Source organism: Reyranella soli (assembly GCF_007992495.1).
Taxonomy (GTDB): Bacteria; Pseudomonadota; Alphaproteobacteria; order Reyranellales; family Reyranellaceae; genus Reyranella; species Reyranella soli.
In genome coordinates this window covers 1-1,459 of the sequence record NZ_BKAJ01000354.1, presented here as the reverse complement: position 1 = coordinate 1,459, position 1,459 = coordinate 1, and the positions used below count along the sequence as shown (strand labels likewise).

Sequence of the window (1,459 nt, the reverse complement as noted above, 5' to 3'; positions counted from 1 at the left end):
GGGGTCTGGATAAGCTCGCCGTAGTTTGCTGCGGGCGTGGTGAGTGGTGAACATCCATTTGATGGGGTCAGCCTGGGCGTTGCGCTGATCCTGCCAGGCAGCGATCTCGGCCTCGAGGGTTTTGCGATCGCCGATGCGGCGGTCGAGGCACTGGCTGCGCAGCACGCCGATCTCGATCTCGACCATGTTGAGCCAGGAGGCGTGCTTTGGAGTGAAATGGAACTCCAGACGGCGCAGGATGCGGTGTGCCTCAGGCGCCGCGAAGGCCTCGTAGAGGGCGCCCGACGAATGGGTCGACAGATTGTCGAGCACGACGCGGATCCGCTCGGCCTTGGGGTAATGAACATCGACGAGATCGCGCATGCATTCGGCGAAGTCGCGGATGGTGCGCCGGTCGGTGATCTTGACTGTGCGCCAGGGCCGGTGGGCATCGAGGAAGACGAACAGGTTGGCGGTGCCGTTGCGGCGATACTCGCAGTCGTAGCGCTCGAGCTGGCCCGGCATGGCCGGGATAGGCTGACGCACGTCGCCGATCAGCTGGGTCGGGCTCTCGTCGAAGCACACCACCGGCCGCTTGGGATCGGCGGCCTCGACATACAGATCGAGCACGTCCTCCATGCGGGCGACATAGGTGCCATCGACCTGGGGGATGCACCACATGTCCCGGCGCCAGGGCTTCAGGTCGTTCTCCGTCAGGCGCCGGCGCGCCGTCTCGCGCGATAGCTCGCCATGGTCGGTCAGCTTGACCATCTCGCCGGCCAGCAGTTCCAAGGTCCAGCGTCCCCGCCCTGCCGGCGGCTTGGAGCAGGCGGTCGCCACCAGCAGCGCCTCCTCCTTGCCGCTCAGCTTGCGCGGCGCGCCGGGCCGCGGCTCCTCGTTCAGCGCCGCCTCCAGATTACGCAGCACGAAGCGCCGTTTGATGCGGTACACCGTCGAGCCGCTCACGCCGATGCTACGGCCGATCTCCTCGTCGCCCAGCCCCGCATCGGCCGCCAGCAGGATCTGCGCCCGCTTCAACTTGCGCGCCGATTGCCTGCCACCATTCAGCAAGGCTCCGAGCTCGCCGCGTTCCGCTTGGCTCAGTTCGACCCGGTACCGTACATTCATTCTGATCTCCTTGAGGGGGAGACCAGACGAATCGAGCGATGAGTCAGAAATCAGGCACCGCGCGGCCCACCGGCTCGCATCGCTTCACCCAAAAACAAGGCCAGTATCTGGCCTTCATCCATGTCTATGCCCACATGTTCCACCAGCCGCCCGCCGAAGCCGACATGCAGCGGCACTTCCGCGTCAGCCCTCCCTCGGTCCATCAGATGGTCCTTGGCCTCGAGCGCGACGGCCTCATCTCACGACTGCCCGGCGTCGCCAGAAGCATCGCTATCCTCGTCCCACCTGACGAACTGCCCATCCTCGAATGGCTCAACATAGACCCGTCATAATCACTGTGCAGAGCCACTAG

The 1,459-nt window shown here is 65.1% G+C and carries 2 protein-coding genes; one reads left to right on the top strand and one right to left on the bottom strand.

Translation table 11 applies throughout. The annotated features are described in order from the left end of the window. On the bottom strand, window positions 1-1,107 hold a 1,107-nt coding region (locus tag RSO01_RS46710), incomplete at its 3' end, for an IS630 family transposase (RefSeq protein ID WP_147157463.1). A 38-nt stretch (window positions 1,108-1,145) separates the two neighbouring features. Here RSO01_RS46710 and RSO01_RS46705 point away from each other — a divergent pair. Then, window positions 1,146-1,439 carry a LexA family protein gene (locus tag RSO01_RS46705; protein ID WP_147157462.1) on the top strand — a complete coding sequence of 98 codons (294 nt, stop codon included), beginning with the start codon at window positions 1,146-1,148 and terminating at the stop codon, window positions 1,437-1,439. The last annotated feature ends 20 nt before the right edge of the window (window positions 1,440-1,459 follow it).

Excerpts from the sequence above, each read along its gene's own strand:
- RSO01_RS46705 (WP_147157462.1), top strand. The coding sequence starts at position 1,146 with ATGAGTCAGAAATCAGGCACCGCGCGGCCCACCGGCTCGCATCGCTTC.